Below are 14,911 nucleotides of genomic sequence, written 5' to 3' on the forward strand. Positions count from 1 at the left end.
GCGACTTCTCAACAGTCGAGCATCCTTAGAATGGCTTTTTTCCTGCGACTATAAGTTTGCTCATCGCCCTGCTCTCAAAATTTGTTCAGCCGTCAGATTCAACGCTGGGAAAGTGGGAGAGACTATAGAATCGCTGCCTCGAAACTCCCTCGACTGATAAGCTTCATTTTTGAGCGTGAGGACTGTCACCACTGCTCTCTCTGGATCAACCTGCCAAAACTCAGGAATGCCTCGCGCTGCATACTCTCTTGGCTTCTCAACATAGTCGCGGTTGTAATTGTCGCTGCCTGGTGCTCCCGGTGAGACGACTTCTATCACCAAGGGCGGGGTGGGCATGTCGATCGTGACGGACGATCGTTTCGCTCCTTCTAGTGCAATTTGTCCTGTTTCACTCAGTACCATCAAATCGGGATAGCGACTGCTCACCATGCGACTGTTTACAAAAACCTCAGTGCCTCGACGAATGAGATAGTGCGGCACAAATTGCAGCAGTGCAGAGAACAGAAATCCTGCAATCATGACATTGAGATCACTTTCAGGAGGCAACTCGACTAATTCTCCATTGACCAACTCATAGTTACCCTCTGGCAGTTCTGAAGGGTGTAGTGCTGCATATTGCTCAAACGTTTTGAATCGTGGCTTGGCTTGCGTCATAGTGTGTTCGCCTTTAGCACTAATCGCCTTTTTGCTCACCCTCGCGTTAGTCGGTTTCACCCGCTTTTCGGTGGGTAATTTTGGCAGTGGATTCAACAATTCTAGCCAGGAGTTGAAACTACTATTACGCTTTGGGGCGAAATAATGCTGCAATTGATACCTAAATCTTAGGTGACATCGCTCTCCAAAACTCTCTATTCAAACTTCGCTTTCGCAATCTCAGATTTATTTGTTCTGCTGTTGCTAGTCCTGACAAAAAAGCACTTTCGACCCGGTTTCCTCCACACCAATCTCCTGTGCAAATTAGCGGTAATTGTGTGTTTGCAATTAGGTATTTTTCCGTTAAGGGTTGAGTCGGAAAGGCATACCGCCAGCGATGAACTTGTAGCACTTCGGGTGTAGATAGCCAGGGAAGAATTTGAGCAGCTTTGTCTAAGAGATGTTGTCCGACAGGTTGCAGGTCAGAGGTATCGAGATGACGGTGAGCAAACGCCGCGTTACTTTGCACGACGAACACAGGCTGAGAGGGTGAAAGTTGTTTGGTGCTGTCGATCGCAATCCAACCCAGATCAGAATCATGGGGACAGACGATCTCTTTCCAGTCTAGCAAATCCGTTTCGATGTGGGATGGGTAGGTTGCGATCGCCGCAATACAAGCCGAATACTGCACCGATTTCAACGTCTGCAAAAAGTCTGAATCTGGGATGGATTCTAGAATGATCAGAGCTTGAGGAGCCGGAATCGCCACGATCACTGCATCGGCGGTAATGACTGAATTGTTCTCAAATTGCAGGTGCCACTTTTGACCAATAAGTTCAATTTTTGCAACGCGCTGATTTTGGATGAGAGCCAACCCCGTTGCTAGAAACTTACCGATCGCGCTAAATCCCATTGGTGAAGCATAACGGGGCGATCTCTTCGAGTTATCCGCAAGGGGTCGTTCTCTCGGTTCTTGTACCTGTCCATTGGCATCCAATTCGTGAATCGTGTCTGTCCAGGGTTGGAGAATGGCGCGATCGACCAGCGTTTTGACCAGGGATTGAAAGCGATCGTCTTTTGGCTTGAGATAACAGACCCCATGATCGGCGTGAGTGCCTTCTAATCGACGAGTAGCCAGCCTGCCGCCCAGCCCACGAGACTTCTCAACCACCACGACGTTGTAGCCCGCCTGATGTAGTTGTTGGGAACAGGTCAACCCCGCCATTCCCGCACCGACGATCGCAATCTCAAAATGAGTCATCCCATCACACCGAGAAATGTGTTTTTATATTACGAGAAATTCATCCTTCATCCCTCCTCGCGAAGCGGATTACCCCCAAGGGGGAACAGATCATCGAAGTTCTCCCTTATCCCCTCCCTTTAGTAGAATATGACTGACTGCCCAAACTTTGCACCGGAGGAGTCTGAGAGTGGACGAACTGAGAGCGGCATTGGAGTTAGCAACCGAAGATGAGTTACGAGACTTGACCGAGATTTTGTTTCGTCCCAAGTTTAATCCGTTGGATTATGTCAGCACGCCTGACCCGATCGAGGTGCAAAGTCAAGACCGAGAAGACTGGCTGGATGCGATCGACGAACGATTTCGATTTTTGGCCGCTGATGGCATGACCGTTTTGAGAGGACGCACGGGACAGGTGAGCTATCGTCAAGTGTTGATCCAGGTTTGCCGCTATTTGAAATTGCCTTATGCAGGGTCGATGTCTACAACTGATCTAGAGGCAGAAGTTTTTCTCAGCTTGTTAGACCGCGCTTGGAAACAGCTTCCCAAATCAGAAAAGGCGGCGTTGACGAAACGAGTTCAACAATCTATTTCTCAATCTGATCTGGCAAAAACACTGCCGCTCCCGGTGCAAAATGACCCGTTAAATCTGTTGCTCAAAGGAGGAGGCGCGATCGCCATTAGTTCCGTCGTCCGTCCGATGTTACTTCAACAGGTCGCCGGACAATTTGCCCTCCATTTTGCCCGACATGAAGCCGCAAAAGCGACCCTGACTCAAGGCGGATTGGCGGCCGCAACTCAGTTTCAAAATTACGCCGCGCTTCAAATGTCGAAGTATGGCATGGTGGCCAGTGCTGCGAGATACGGAGCCGTGAGAACGGTGTTTGCCTTTGCAGGATCGGCGCTTTGGGGCTGGTTTTTGGCAGATTTGGGATGGAGAGCGATCGCCACCAACTACGGTCGTGTGATTCCCATCATTTTTACGCTGGCACAGATTCGACTCACCCGTTCTGAATGTTTTGAGGCAATTTGAGCAAATCTCTGAGAGCCTTTCTGCAACTCCAGCGTCACCCCAACCTGAGTCTGCAACGGCACTGGAACATCGTCCAACTCGGACTGATCCTGCTGCCCTTTAGCGCGTTTTTAGGCGGGGTGATGATGCTCGTGCCGTCAGTGGTGATTTGGCAGCAGGAGTACAAAACTCTGATTCGTCAGCCGCTGAATTGGGGGTTTTTGACGCTTGCTCTTTGGTTACTGATCACCGCTTGTTTTGCGTTCAATCGATACAATGCTTTTCTGGGGCTATTCAACTTTCTGCCCTTCTTTTTTGTCTTCACCGCACTCAGTAACCTGATCCAAACGCCCAGTCAGCTTAGACGAATTGCCTGGATTCTGGTGATCCCTTCGCTGCCCGTGTCATTGATTGGTTTCGCCCAACTCTATTTACACTGGGGCGGTCGTCCTTCGCTGCTGTGGGGACTGATCGAATGGACGATCGACCCATCGGGCAATCCTCCCGGACGCATGGCTTCTGTGTTTACTTACGCGACGGTTTTGGCCAGCTATCACGTCATTGTGTTTGTGTTGGGTCTGGGCTTGTGGATTGAGGAAACGCAGCGAAACCCAAAATATTTCTTGAGCGCGATCGTGCTTCTGGATGCCGTCGCCTTAATTTTGACCAACTCTCGAAATGCCTGGGCGATCGCGCTTCTGTCCTGTCTTGCCTTTGCGTTGTATCAAGGTTGGCGACGCATTGTGGCAGGAGTTGGAGCGATTGCCGGAATCATTTTAGGAGCCGCCTTTGCCCCACCGCCATTTCAGGATGGGTTTCGAGCCGTTGTGCCTGCGTTTTTTTGGGCGAGACTGAATGATCAAATGTTTCGCGATCGTCCGATTCCTCAGATGCGATCGACGCAGTGGAGTTTTGCCTGGTCACTGACCCAACAGCGTCCGATCACAGGATGGGGCTTGCGAAACTTCACTCAGCTTTATGAAGCAAAAACGCAGTATTGGTTGGGGCACCCCCACAATTTGTTTCTAATGATGTCATCCGAAACAGGGCTTCCCGCAGCCTTGATGTTGTACGGATTAGTGGGTTGGGTCGTGACCCAGGGGGCGATCGTCTTTAGAAATTGGCAGGGAGAAAACCGCCTGATCTTTTTCACCTTCCTCATGGCCTTCGTCGCCTGCACGCTGTTTAGCCTGTTTGACATTACGCTGTTTGACGCTCGAATTAATACAATGGCCTGGGTTCTATTAGCGTCGATTTGCGGAATTGTCTATCAAAAAGCAAGCTTACGAAAAGATAGAGACACGATTTGAGTCGCATCTCCGTATGAATCAAAGTCCCCCAGAATAGGGGATTTAGGGGGCGAAACAATTGACAACCTTCACAGATCAATCCCTCCAGCAACACCTCAAAAAGCAGGCTTGCAAAAAAATAGAGACACGATTTGAGTCGCATCCCCATTTGTCAAACTTTTAAGTCAAAATTTCAAGTCAGTGGTCTACTTGCCCATCTGAGCAGCCACTTCTGCCGCAAAATCACTCTCTTCTTTTTGAATGCCTTCGCCCAACACAAAGCGGACAAAGCGACGTACCTGAATGTTTTCGCCCAGTTGTGCCACATTTTGCTTGACCAACTCATCAACCGTGATGTTTTGATCGCGAATGTAGGGCTGATCGAGCAGACACATCTCTTTGAGACGCTTGTCGATGCGACCCTGAACGATCTTCTCTTTGAGTTCTTCTTTTTTGCCGCTCAGGTCATCTTTGCCCATCTCGATCGCTTTCTCTTTTTCGACGATCTCAGCGGGAATGTCAGCAACCTTGACGTATTCTACATTGGGGCAAGCCGCCACCTGCATCGCCACGTTTCTCACCAACTGCTGAAACGCCTCATTTCGAGCCACAAAATCCGTTTGGCAGTTGACTTCTACCAGGACACCAATGCGTCCGCCCGTGTGAATGTAGCTGTCAACCAGACCCTCAGCCGCGACCTTGCCTTCTTTTTTGGTCGCAGACGTGATGCCCTTTTGTCGCAGCCACTCCGAAGCTTTTTCTAAATCACCGTCGTTTTCTTTGAGCGCTTTTTTGCAGTCCATCAGACCTGCGCCCGTTTTTTGTCGGAGTTCACCGACCTGTTTTGCCGAAATGTCCGCCATGGCCTTTTCCTAATAGGGTTGATTGAGTTTTGAGTTTTGAGCTAGGAGGTTCGGCGTTGCGCCTACTCATGAATTTTGAGTTACGAGTTATCAAAACCCATAACCCAAAAATCACTACTCAAAACCTATTCTGCGCTTTCTGTCTCTTCGGGAACGAATTCCGCTTCTTCGTCGTATTCGTACTCGTCTTCTGCACCGTCGTAGTCGTATTCGTCCTCTGTTTCTAGCTGACCGTGACGGCCTTCATAGATAGCATCGGCTAACCGACCTACAATTAGCTTAATGGATCGAATCGCGTCATCGTTGGCCGGAATGGGAATATCCACCACGTCGGGATCGCAATTGGTATCGAGTAGAGAGACGATCGGAATACTCAGCTTGGTGCATTCCTGAACGGCGTTATATTCGCGACGCTGATCGACAATCAACACGATATCGGGCACTTTTCGCATCTGTTTGATGCCACCCAGATATTTTTGAAGTTTTTCAAGCTCACGACGCAAAACAGCAGCTTCTTTTTTGGGCAACAGATCCAATCCGCCTGTTTCTTCACGACGCTCAAGGTCTTTGAGGCGATCGACGCGGGTTTTGATCGTCGTCCAGTTGGTCAACATGCCGCCGAGCCAGCGCTGGTTGACGTAGTATGCGCCACAGCGAGAGGCTTCTTGGGCGATGATTCCAGCGGCTTGGCGCTTGGTGCCAATAAACAAGAATTTTTTGCCTTGCTCAGAAGCGTTGCGGACATAGTTGTAAGCTTCATCCATCAACTGGGCGGTTTGCACCAAGTCAATGATGTGTACCCCGTTGCGCGAGGTGTAGATGTACGGGTCCATTTTGGGATTCCATCTTCGGGTTTGGTGCCCAAAGTGAACTCCAGACTCAAGCATTTGAGCCAACGAAACAACTGGCATTTATTTAACTCCTGATTCGGGTTAATCCTCCATTCAGAAGCAGTGAGGCGTGAGGCGTGAGGCGTGAGGAGTCAAAGAATTTGGGATAAATTTCTTGGTTCTCAGTGTCCATTCCTGTGGCCAAACCACCCGAAATTCTGAATGTGCGGGTTGAAAGAACTTATCTAGGATAGCACTTTGGGCACTTATCTGACTTTGGTTCTGTTGAGTTGAAGGGGAAGATTACGTCTCGATCGCGCGGCTAAAACTCCAACTTTAAAAGAACTGGCTGACCAGACAGCTAAAGCCCGGAAGATTGGGACTACTCAGGCGATCGTTCTGATACAAAGTCGCGACCAGTTTGAGGGCAGCATTTTCACGTCGATACACTTCAACGGTTTGTTCTTGCCAGCTTACAATCCAATACTCATAGACTCCTTGGACTGAGTAGAGTTTCAGCTTGGCTTCTCTGTCGCGTCTTTCATTGGTTGCGCCTGGGGACAATACCTCAATCACAAGCTCTGGTGCGGCGATGAGATGTCCGGCTGCGTCTAGCAATCGTTCTAGGCGATCGTGGCTGGCCCAAACCACATCCGGAATCACATTATCTGTCTCTGAAAAAATGATACCAGGGTTAACTGCGGCTCTCCCTAGTCCACTTTCGTCCGACCAGAGTTTCAACAAGGTTCCAGCATTGATACAAACCTCTTGGTGTTTCCAGTTGGGCGCTCTCGTCACAAATAGTTCTCCATCAATAATTTCGTAGCGATTGACACGATCGCCTTCAAAGATCGTCAGATCAGAAGTCGTCCAGCGGATGGAATGGCTAGTTGTGGACTGCATAGAACGCCTGCCTCTCGTCACCTTGATTATAAGTCAAAGATTGTAGGCCAAAGTTTGATCGCAACGATCGGATAGAAAACCCCGGCTCAAACCTCTTATCTTGAAGTCAAGCAATTAGAAAAACAACCCTTGTAACCCGTTGAGAGGTAGAAGCTGTGAATCAACTGATGCAATCACTTTCTGAGGAAGCACTCTGGCGAGCGGTTCTCGATCGCGATCCCAAGTTTGACAATCGGCTTTTTTATGGGGTTCGGTCTACCAAAATTTATTGTCGTCCCACCTGTCCGAGTCGCCGCCCTGATCGCCGTCAAGTTTGCTTTTTTGAGTCGCCCCAAGCTGCTGAGGCGAGTGGCTTTCGTCCTTGTAAGCGTTGTCATCCTCAACAAGCGATCGCTCCAATTCAAGAAAAAATCTTGTCAGCCTGCCGTTATATTGAAGCGCAGCACGATCGCATTCCCACGCTCACAGAATTGGGCACTCAGGTTGAGATGAGTCCGACGCATTTTCAGCGAGTGTTTAAGCAAATGATTGGAGTGAGTCCGTTTGAATATGGCGACGCTCGCCGAGTTGAACGCTTGAAGCAACAATTACATCAAGGCGAAGAGATTGCGATCGCGCTCTACAGTGCAGGGTACGGTTCTAGCAGCAGACTTTATGAGAAAGGATCACAACTTGGCATGACACCCGCAACTTACAAAAAACACGGTTTTGGTGAAGCCATTCGTTACGCCACGGCCGACACTCCTCTGGGAATTTTGCTGATTGCAATGACCGATCGCGGTTTGTGCAGTGTCCAACTTGGAGAAACTATAGAAGATTTGGAGAATGAACTACAAGCGCAATTTCAAAAAGCTTCTTTGTATAAAGCGAGTGATGATCTGCAAGCGTGGATTCAAACGTTCGTCAGTTATTTGAGTGGTTCTTTGCCCTTACCAGAATTGCCCTGTGATGTGAGAGCAACGGCTTTTCAAATACGGGTGTGGCAAGCTTTGAGGCAGATTCCGATCGGAACCACCATCACCTACAGCGATTTAGCGATAGCGATCGGGCAACCCACTTCGATTCGAGCGGTGGCCAGTGCTTGTGCAAGAAATCCGATCGCGCTTCTTGTCCCTTGTCATCGGGTCGTGCCTAAAACGGGCGGCTTGGGTGGTTATCGCTGGGGCGTTTCTCGCAAGCAGGCATTACTTGATTTGGAGAAACAATATATGACTAATTCTCAATAGCTGCTACTAAGAGATTAGACCTCCTGCGCGAATCCGGAAACGCCCCCTAAATCCCCCACAAGTGAGGGACTTTGAGCCAAGACTTGCGGTTTCAAAGTCCCCCAGAATGGGGGATTTAGGGGGCACAAGCCGACCCAAACGGAGCAAGACCTAAGCGGCAGGTGACATCGAAAATTCTATTCATGCAGGAGGTCTATTAACGACGTGTTTGTTTAAGCACCCAATAAGCTGAGGTTAGTGTCATCAGAATTTGACCTATTTGCATAATGGGATCGAATCGCCAGCCATAAAGAACGAAAATAACACTACTGATGAGAAGAAAGACTGCAAGAACGATCGCTGCAACTCGCACAGGACGGCTAGACTGAGCAAAGAGTAACAATTTCAGCCCCAAATAAACTAACGCCAGTCCACTCAACGATGCAAAATTCAATTGAAAATTTACCATAATTTATGAACGATGATCTTGAACAATCCAATAGACATTTGAACTGACTAGAAGCAATTCACTAAACTGCATAATTGGATCAAATTGCCAACCATAGAAAACAAGAACCAAACCAGCTAGAACATAAAATGGAGCAAGAACAAGATCTTGAAGTAATGTTTCAACCCTGGAACTTCCATGAGCCATCAACTCTGATAGTGGCAAGAATAGCCCTAAAAGCACCAAAACCAACCCCAGAAGACCTACAATACTAAACTGATAATTGACCATTTTGATTTTGGAACCTAGCTTTTCTGGTTCTGCTGAAGTATGTCGATTTTATGGTAGCGATCGTCTCAATTCAAGCCAAGCACAAAGTTCTGGAGTCGGTTGCACGATATGACCTTCGTACAAGAAAGCCAGTGTATTCAGTCTTGTTTTGATTCTTCTAAGCTGTCGAATTTCATTTAGGTGATTGAGAAGATAGCCCCGCTCATTCTGATGCTCTGACCACCTTTCTGCTTGCTTTCTGACTTCTAAATAAGACAAATTATTGAGTGCCCAATTCACAACAGTCTGAATGTCTAAAATTGGATGTCCCACAACCGAACCCAACTGCCTAATCATTCCGAGCCTCAACACCATTGCTGAATTGAGAAAAGATTCGTTGTCAGGAACACCTGTTGTTTGAGCCAGCTTTTCGTAGACTGAAACTGCAACTTCTGCCCACTTTAAAGCCGTCATGCGATCGCCCTCTACCCCAGAGTGAGCTACTGAGGTCGCCACTTCAGCCAAACCATGCCCTTTTGCCGGACTTTTTCAAATCCTAGCTTCCGAGCAACTTTGGCTAATTCGCTGGCTTTAGCTGGCATCTGCGACAACCAATTCAACGTCTTTGGGGAGCGATCTCTTCGAGTTACCCGCAAGGGGTCGTCCAGTTTCTTCGTACTCTTCCCCAATCATGTCAAATACGTTGTGTAATTCGGTACGGGCTGCGTCTGGCGTTTCTCCCCAAGCATGGCAACCCGGAATCGCAGGTACATAAGCGATAAAAGTGCCGTTATCATCTGGACGAATCACAGTTGTATAGTCTTGCAGAGATTTCATTGTGAACAGTTTAAGGTAAATTGCTTCTGTTTTGACCGTAACATGAAGTTCTACCGTTGTTGAGCTTCTGCATAAGCTGCGTAAACGCCTTTGACGTTGTACCAGTTGAGAAAAATTCGGGCGACTTCGAGAGCGAGTTGGGGTTTGCCTTGATCAATTAGCCAGCGCAGCAGAGGAGCCATTGTGCGCTCATTGAGCAAACCGCCGATCGTCAATCCTCCCCACAACAAACGATGAATCCACGTCATTTGAATCATCATTCGTACATTCCAGGTGGGATGCTTTTGGTAAAACAAAACGCCCATGCGGCCGCGTTGAATTTCGATATCAATCAGTTTGGGAATCTGTTCCAAAGAAAAAGCGGGATGCCAATGATAACCAACCGCATCGGGACATTTGATCAGCTTCAAGCCCAACTTTTTGAGCCGAACGCCTAACTCCAAATCTTCCCAGCCGTAAAGCTGAAAGCCTGTGTCAAATAAGCCTGCTTCAATTAGCCAGTGACGCGCGATCGCCACATTCCCCGTCGCAAAATAGGCCGCCGAAAAGTCCGTCACCTTAAACGGTTCAGAGGTCGGATCGGCAAAATTAGCCGTATTGATCACTCGTCCGTAAGTGAAAAGGCGAGCAGGTTCACCTGTGCCAGAGGCATTGCCCAATTCTTTCTGACCATCGCTTAACGCTGCTGCATGGGATTTGAGAAAAACGTCCGTGACGACTAAATCGCTGTCGATAAAAATAATCGTGTCGCCGATCGCCTTCTCCACTCCCAAATTTCTCGCCGCCGATGCGCCTTTGTGATCCTGGCAAAACAGCTTGACGTGAGGAAACGCTTCAGAAGTCAGCCAATCGACCGTGCCATCCGTCGAGCCATCATCCACGACGACCACTTCATACCCAGAGAACTGAGCACTGGACTGCTGACGTTCGAGCGCCCTCAAACACTTCTCTAAAATTGGCTTGCGATTATAAGTCGGAATCACAACGCTGAAAAACACAGGCTCTTCCTCAAAATGACAGCTTCACACCCCGATTCATGTCATTCAATTTTGACAGTTCTCAAGGCTGATTGAAGACGGGACGCTGAAACAGAGACTTTTGATCCAAGTTGTCTGCTTGAGTCTGGTACTATCTACGCAATAAACGGCTACATCCGGCGATCGTCAGATTTCTGTGCATCTCCGGACATTCCAAAAGAAAGATAAGCTGCATAATTGTAAACTTGTTGTTCTACACAATTTGGGTAAATTCATGGGTCGCGCCAAAAAGGTTGTGCTGGCATATTCAGGTGGGGTTGATACGTCGGTTTGTATTCCTTACCTTAAGCAAGAGTGGGGAGTTGAAGAGGTCATCACGTTAGCGGCAGATTTGGGTCAGGGAGATGAGCTAGAGCCAATTCGCGAGAAGGCCTTGAAGTCTGGAGCGAGTCAGTCTCTGATCGCAGACGCGACCCAAAGTTTTGTCAAAGATTATGCGTTTCCGTCAATCCAAGCGAATGCACTGTACGAAAATCGCTATCCCCTTTCGACCGCTCTGGCGCGGCCCTTAATCGCCAAACTATTAGTAGACGCTGCCGCCGAACATGGAGCCGATGCGGTCGCCCACGGATGCACCGGAAAGGGCAACGATCAAGTGAGATTTGATGTCTCGATCGCCGCCCTCAATCCCGATCTCAAAGTGCTGGCCCCCGCTAGAGAATGGGGCATGAGCCGCGAAGAAACGATCGCTTACGGAGAACGCTACGGCATCGAATCTCCGGTTAAGAAAAAATCGCCCTACAGCATCGATCGCAACCTGCTTGGACGCAGCATCGAAGCCGGCCCGCTCGAAGACCCCTACCACGAGCCGCTTGAAGAAATCTACTTGATGACCAAAGCGATCGCCGACACGCCCAACGACCCTGAATATATAGAAATCGGCTTTGAGCGCGGACTTCCGGTGAGTTTGAATGGTTTGGCACTGAGTCCGATCGAGTTGATTACGCAACTAAATACGATCGCTGGCAACCACGGAGTCGGCCGCATCGACATGATCGAAAACCGTCTCGTCGGCATCAAATCCCGCGAAATCTACGAAGCCCCTGCGTTGTTGGTTCTAATCCAGGCGCACCGCGATTTGGAGAGCTTAACCCTGACCGCAGATGTCACCCACTACAAGCGAGGCATTGAGGAAACCTACTCGCAAATGATCTACAACGGTCTCTGGTACAGTCCGCTGAAGGGTGCGTTAGATGCCTTTGTACAGCAGACTCAAGAGCGAGTCACCGGATCGGTCAGAGTGAAGTTTTTGAAAGGGAACGCGGCGATCGTCGGTCGGCAGTCCACCTACTCTCTCTACACGCCCGATCTGGCAACCTATGGCGCAGACGACAAATTTGACCACAAAGCCGCCGAAGGCTTCATCTACGTTTGGGGCTTGCCCACCCGCGTCTGGTCACAAAACCTGCGGAAATAAAAGCCGTTAGGAATTGAATGAGAAGGGACGATCGTGACGATCGTCTTTTTTTTCCTCCCTCCTCCCTCCTCCCTCCTCCCTCCTCCCTCCTCCCTCCTCGTTCTCTCTCCTTTTTTCTCTCCAAAAACTTCCCCCCTTCCCACTTTTTCCTCGCACCTTGGGCAACCTTAAATCACGACCCTTCCTAAAAGTCGTCACTAGTAACGCAAGCAAGGTAAACGACAGGCATGACGAGACTCACTCCTCGGCATCTAGACGCAGAAAACAAAGAGCCAATCCCAGACACCTACCCCATAGCCACCAGTCTGCAACCGCTCAAAGAATCGGATTGGCTGCTGAGGACGGTCGTAGAAAATCTGAATGATGGCGTAGTGATTACCGATTTACAAGACTGCGTTTTGCACGTCAACTCGCGCATGGCCAAACTCGTCGGCTGCACCATCGCAGAAATGATCGGCAAACCGTCTGGGCAATTTTTCTCAGCGATCGAAGGTTGGCTCCAATTTTACGCCGGGCAAGCCACTCAAGAACGACAGCGCTTTTATGGCTGGAAGGAAGGACAACTTCAGCGCAAAGACGGTCGAAAATTTTGGGCAGAAGTCAACGCTACTCTATTGTGCAACAATTCTGGAGAACCCACCGGAACGCTAATCACCGTCAAAGATATCACCGAACGCAAATGGCTCGAAGAATATCTGCGATTGCTAGAATCAGTCGTCGTGAATGCTAACGAGATAGTGATGATCTCACAGGCAGAACCAACCGAAGACCCGCTCAGTTTGCGAATTGTCTATATTAATGATGCGTTTCTACGAGTGACAGGCTACAACTCATCAGAAGTGATTGGCAAGTCGGCTCATCTTTTGCTGGGAATAGACACCGCTGAGAGGGAGGTCGATCGCATTCGGGCTGCCCTACTCAAATACGAGGCCGTCAAAGCCGAATTGATTCTCCATCGCAAAGATGAGACTCCGTTTTGGGTCGATCTCAATACTGTGCCGATTCGAGACGAACAAGGTAAAGTGACTCACTTTGTCTCCGTTATGCGCGAAGTCACGGAACGCAAACAAGTCGAAGAACAACTGCGCCGCAATGCGTTTCATGATTCGTTAACGGGGTTGCCCAATCGTCTGCTGTTTATGGAACGGCTGTCTCACACGGTCGATCGCCTCAAACAAAACCCCGATCTCCAGTTTGCCGTCTTGTTTTTGGATCTCGATCGCTTCAAAGTGATCAACGATAGTTTGGGTCACATGATTGGCGATCAGTTGTTAGTGGCGATCGCTCGTCGCCTCGAAGCCTGTGTGAGTCAGCAAGATACCGTTTCTCGTCTGGGCGGTGACGAATTCACCATTTTGCTCGAAAGCATTCGAGATGTCGAAGATGCTACCAAAATTGCTGAACAGGTACATCAGGCGCTCTCGACTCCGTTTGATTTGAATGGGCATGAGGTATTTACGTCGGCGAGTATTGGCATCACCATGAGTACGACTGCTTTTGAGCGTCCTGAAGATCTGCTGCGGGGGGCAGATATTGCGATGTATCGAGCCAAGGCCTCTGGTAAAGCCTGTCACGAAATTTTTGACACAGACATGCACACGCGAGTCGTCAATCTGCTGCAACTAGAAAACGATTTGCGGCGGGCCGTCGAGCGTCAAGAATTTTTGCTGCATTATCAGCCGATCGTCGCCCTGGCTACGGGAAGAATTGTCGGTTTTGAGGCTTTAGTTCGCTGGCAGCATCCCGATCAGGGCATGGTTTCACCGATCAAATTTGTGCCGATCGCCGAGGAGACGGGGTTGATTATTCCGCTGGGGCAGTGGGTTTTAAAAGAAGCCTGTCAGCAAATGAAACGCTGGCAAACTCGCTTTCCTCAAGATCCGCCTCTGAGCATCAGCGTCAATCTGTCGAGTCGCCAATTTTCTCAGCCCAGTCTGATTAGTCAAATTCGCCAACTGCTTGCGGATACTGGATTGGATGCTCACAGTCTCAAGCTAGAAATCACCGAAAGCGCCATCATGGAAAACACCGAATCGGCGATGGATATGCTGCTACAACTCAAGGCGATGGGCATTCAGCTTTCGGTCGATGACTTTGGGACGGGCTATTCGTCGCTGGGCTATTTGTATCGGTTTCCAATGGATTTGCTCAAGGTCGATCGCTCGTTTATTAGCCGTGTCGATGTCGATGGCGAAAAGCTAGAACTGGTTCGCACGATCATCACTCTGGCCTGGAATCTGGGCATGGATGTCGTGGCCGAAGGCGTGGAAACGACCAAACAACTCGCTCAACTCAAGGCGCTCAAGTGCGAATATGCTCAAGGTTATTTGTTTTCTAAACCTCTGAGCCGCAAAGACGCTGAGAAACTGATGAATATTGACCACCCGTTTAAGCATTTGGCTCAAGTGTTGCCGCCTAACGGACGAGCGATCGAACCCGCAGATTTTTGAGGCGCTCGCTCCCCAACTCCGCCAGCCCAACGCTCGAAAGACGAAGAACTCTGCGATCGCGGACGGATTCAAATCCTATGCGACCCGTCACCTCCCAACCTTCACGAAACATCCTTGCCAAAGTCAACACCGACAAGTCTGCGCGATCGTGATCAATCACCTTGACTTTCGATTCACCAACCCGTTTTCAATACCGTTGATGTTCAGATGAACGACAACTCTGGAAGACCGTGTTGATTGACCTTCGGGCTGGCGGCATAACGACCCCGTTCACCCGACGCTAACAACCTCTCGGAATCAGCCAGCTAACTTTGTACGGTCGGCGTGCAACGGGATTGTTATACAGCGATGCTCCCAACATTTACCAGTCAATTGTGTTCCCCTGTATTCAGGCATTATGCTGATTCGTCTATACAGAGCGACTGCGTAGCCATCTGTCTGTATTCATCCAAACCTGACCTTAGCGCAAATTCCGCA

Annotated in this window: 16 protein-coding genes; 5 read left to right on the forward strand and 11 right to left on the reverse strand. The window is 49.2% G+C overall.

From position 1 onward, the window contains the following. Positions 1-60: 60 nt before the first annotated feature. Both ACKFKF_RS20175 and ACKFKF_RS20180 read right to left on the reverse strand, forming a co-directional pair. On the reverse strand, positions 61-750 hold the full coding sequence (locus ACKFKF_RS20175) for a Uma2 family endonuclease (protein ID WP_446869355.1): 690 nt from the start codon (positions 748-750) through the stop codon (positions 61-63). 64 nt (positions 751-814) lie between these two features. Then, positions 815-1,894, reverse strand: coding sequence for an NAD(P)/FAD-dependent oxidoreductase (locus ACKFKF_RS20180; RefSeq protein WP_446869356.1), 1,080 nt, complete (start codon positions 1,892-1,894; stop codon positions 815-817). A 169-nt stretch (positions 1,895-2,063) separates the two neighbouring features. Between ACKFKF_RS20180 and ACKFKF_RS20185 the strand changes: the two genes are divergently transcribed. Beyond that, the gene (locus tag ACKFKF_RS20185; protein ID WP_446869357.1) at positions 2,064-2,906 is read left to right on the forward strand and encodes a YaaW family protein; all 843 of its coding nucleotides are present in this window, start codon (positions 2,064-2,066) and stop codon (positions 2,904-2,906) included. After that, on the forward strand, positions 2,903-4,195 hold the full coding sequence (locus ACKFKF_RS20190; protein WP_446869358.1) for an O-antigen ligase family protein: 1,293 nt from the start codon (positions 2,903-2,905) through the stop codon (positions 4,193-4,195). The genes ACKFKF_RS20185 and ACKFKF_RS20190 overlap by 4 nt, the downstream gene beginning before the upstream one ends. A 185-nt stretch (positions 4,196-4,380) precedes the next feature. Here the strand turns inward: ACKFKF_RS20190 and tsf are convergent, their stop codons facing one another. The 3 genes from tsf to ACKFKF_RS20205 form a co-directional block, all read right to left on the reverse strand. Then, positions 4,381-5,037 carry a translation elongation factor Ts gene (gene tsf / locus ACKFKF_RS20195; protein WP_446861275.1) on the reverse strand — a complete coding sequence of 219 codons (657 nt, stop codon included), beginning with the start codon at positions 5,035-5,037 and terminating at the stop codon, positions 4,381-4,383. 125 nt (positions 5,038-5,162) lie between these two features. After that, on the reverse strand, positions 5,163-5,948 hold the full coding sequence (rpsB, locus tag ACKFKF_RS20200; RefSeq protein WP_446861274.1) for a 30S ribosomal protein S2: 786 nt from the start codon (positions 5,946-5,948) through the stop codon (positions 5,163-5,165). Positions 5,949-6,203: 255 nt separating this feature from the next. Next, a complete protein-coding gene (locus tag ACKFKF_RS20205; protein ID WP_446861273.1) occupies positions 6,204-6,770 on the reverse strand; it encodes a Uma2 family endonuclease in 567 nt (188 codons plus the stop codon). A gap of 155 nt (positions 6,771-6,925) precedes the next feature. Here ACKFKF_RS20205 and ada point away from each other — a divergent pair, with 155 nt between their 5' ends. After that, complete coding sequence (gene ada / locus ACKFKF_RS20210) at positions 6,926-7,996, forward strand: bifunctional DNA-binding transcriptional regulator/O6-methylguanine-DNA methyltransferase Ada (protein ID WP_446861272.1); 1,071 nt, start codon at positions 6,926-6,928, stop codon at positions 7,994-7,996. Positions 7,997-8,192: 196 nt separating this feature from the next. Here the strand turns inward: ada and ACKFKF_RS20215 are convergent, their stop codons facing one another. From ACKFKF_RS20215 to ACKFKF_RS20235, 5 genes are all read right to left on the reverse strand, one after another. Next, positions 8,193-8,444, reverse strand: coding sequence for a Ycf66 family protein (locus tag ACKFKF_RS20215; protein WP_446861271.1), 252 nt, complete (start codon positions 8,442-8,444; stop codon positions 8,193-8,195). A gap of 3 nt (positions 8,445-8,447) precedes the next feature. Further along, positions 8,448-8,714, reverse strand: a complete 267-nt coding sequence (locus ACKFKF_RS20220; protein WP_446869359.1) for a Ycf66 family protein — start codon at positions 8,712-8,714, stop codon at positions 8,448-8,450. A gap of 48 nt (positions 8,715-8,762) precedes the next feature. Next, entirely contained in the window at positions 8,763-9,209 is a 447-nt protein-coding gene (locus ACKFKF_RS20225; protein ID WP_446869360.1) for a hypothetical protein, read from the reverse strand. 75 nt (positions 9,210-9,284) lie between these two features. Beyond that, positions 9,285-9,530 carry a type II toxin-antitoxin system HicB family antitoxin gene (locus ACKFKF_RS20230; RefSeq protein ID WP_446869361.1) on the reverse strand — a complete coding sequence of 82 codons (246 nt, stop codon included), beginning with the start codon at positions 9,528-9,530 and terminating at the stop codon, positions 9,285-9,287. Positions 9,531-9,580: 50 nt separating this feature from the next. After that, entirely contained in the window at positions 9,581-10,528 is a 948-nt protein-coding gene (locus ACKFKF_RS20235; protein ID WP_446861267.1) for a glycosyltransferase family 2 protein, read from the reverse strand. Positions 10,529-10,781: 253 nt separating this feature from the next. On the opposite strand from ACKFKF_RS20235, the gene ACKFKF_RS20240 reads away from it, so the two are divergent. Continuing rightward, positions 10,782-11,984 (forward strand): argininosuccinate synthase, encoded by a 1,203-nt coding sequence (locus tag ACKFKF_RS20240; protein ID WP_446869362.1) that lies wholly within the window; start codon positions 10,782-10,784, stop codon positions 11,982-11,984. A gap of 227 nt (positions 11,985-12,211) precedes the next feature. Next, positions 12,212-14,434 (forward strand): EAL domain-containing protein, encoded by a 2,223-nt coding sequence (locus tag ACKFKF_RS20245; RefSeq protein ID WP_446869363.1) that lies wholly within the window; start codon positions 12,212-12,214, stop codon positions 14,432-14,434. Here ACKFKF_RS20245 and ACKFKF_RS20250 read toward each other — a convergent pair. Beyond that, positions 14,400-14,594 (reverse strand): hypothetical protein, encoded by a 195-nt coding sequence (locus tag ACKFKF_RS20250; RefSeq protein WP_446869365.1) that lies wholly within the window; start codon positions 14,592-14,594, stop codon positions 14,400-14,402. The genes ACKFKF_RS20245 and ACKFKF_RS20250 overlap by 35 nt on opposite strands. Positions 14,595-14,911: the final 317 nt, after the last annotated feature.

The sequence above is a fragment of the Phormidesmis sp. 146-12 genome (genome assembly GCF_052939495.1).

Coding starts and splice junctions, on each gene's coding strand:
- ACKFKF_RS20205 (WP_446861273.1), bottom strand. CDS start 6,770: ATGCAGTCCACAACTAGCCATTCCATCCGCTGGACGACTTCTGATCTG.
- ACKFKF_RS20215 (WP_446861271.1), bottom strand. CDS start 8,444: ATGGTAAATTTTCAATTGAATTTTGCATCGTTGAGTGGACTGGCGTTA.
- ACKFKF_RS20245 (WP_446869363.1), top strand. CDS start 12,212: ATGACGAGACTCACTCCTCGGCATCTAGACGCAGAAAACAAAGAGCCA.
- ACKFKF_RS20240 (WP_446869362.1), top strand. CDS start 10,782: ATGGGTCGCGCCAAAAAGGTTGTGCTGGCATATTCAGGTGGGGTTGAT.
- ACKFKF_RS20180 (WP_446869356.1), bottom strand. CDS start 1,894: ATGACTCATTTTGAGATTGCGATCGTCGGTGCGGGAATGGCGGGGTTG.
- ACKFKF_RS20220 (WP_446869359.1), bottom strand. CDS start 8,714: ATGGTCAATTATCAGTTTAGTATTGTAGGTCTTCTGGGGTTGGTTTTG.
- ACKFKF_RS20230 (WP_446869361.1), bottom strand. CDS start 9,530: ATGAAATCTCTGCAAGACTATACAACTGTGATTCGTCCAGATGATAAC.
- rpsB (WP_446861274.1), bottom strand. CDS start 5,948: ATGCCAGTTGTTTCGTTGGCTCAAATGCTTGAGTCTGGAGTTCACTTT.
- tsf (WP_446861275.1), bottom strand. CDS start 5,037: ATGGCGGACATTTCGGCAAAACAGGTCGGTGAACTCCGACAAAAAACG.